The following is a 918-nucleotide window of genomic DNA, read 5'->3' on the forward strand; positions in this document are numbered from 1 at the left end:
GGTCAGGCCGAACGGTGCGGTTGGTTCGTCCACGTCACCCAGCAGACTGCGGAAATAAGCCTCATGCTCCGCCTGGCTCACGCCCAGACGCGCCTGTGCCACGAAGTTGCGGAACGGTACTGGTGTCGGCAGCTCGTCCACGCGACCGGCACGGATCAGGCCGATCTCGGCCACAATCAGCTCCAGCGTGGTGTGATCCAGAATCAGGTGATGGCTAGGCAGTTGCAGCAATACGCGGCCATTAGCCGTATCTTCCACCGCCACCGCCCGCAGCATCGGCGCGCGGCGTACGTCGAGACGGTGCTCGGCCGGGTCGACCTGTGCCGTCAGCCAGTGCGCCAGATCCGCCTCGTCAGCCGGTGCGGTCAACCATTCGATGGCCAGCGAAGTTTCGCGCCACACTACCTGTACTGGCTCCGGCAAGTCCTGCCATAGCACGGCGGTACGCAGGATATCGTGACGGGCGATCACCGCATTCAGGTCGGTGATAAACGCTTCCAGACGCGCACGATCATCAAAAGCCATCAGGCTGGTGGTGATGTAAGCATCGCCCACCGCCTGCAGACGGTGGTGGAACAGGATGCCTTCCTGCAGCGGGGCTAGCGGGTAGATGTCCTGGATATTCGTCATGCCGCCCGGTACCTTGGCCGCAATCGCGTCAATGTCGGTTTGTGATAACGCAACGAGCGGCAACATGTCGGGCGTGATCCGGTTGCACGCCGCCGGGATCAAATTGGGCGGCACGATCACCGCCTCGTCCACCTCACCCGCGATGGCACGCGCGAAGTCGGCCAGCACCGGCTGCTGGAATAGCGTCTTCACCGACACGCTAAAGCCGTCGCGACGCATGCGTTCCAGTAGCGTCAGCGCCAACAGCGAATGCCCGCCCAGCTCGAAGAAGCTATCGTTGCGGCCAAC

Annotated in this window: 1 protein-coding gene; it reads right to left on the reverse strand. The window is 63.1% G+C overall.

Annotation, left to right across the window (positions count from 1 at the left end; genetic code table 11):
• The coding region (locus ACZ9W6_RS17545; RefSeq protein WP_465192478.1) for a condensation domain-containing protein at positions 1–918 on the reverse strand (918 nt) is incomplete at both ends.

Source organism: Vogesella lacus, assembly GCF_979366295.1.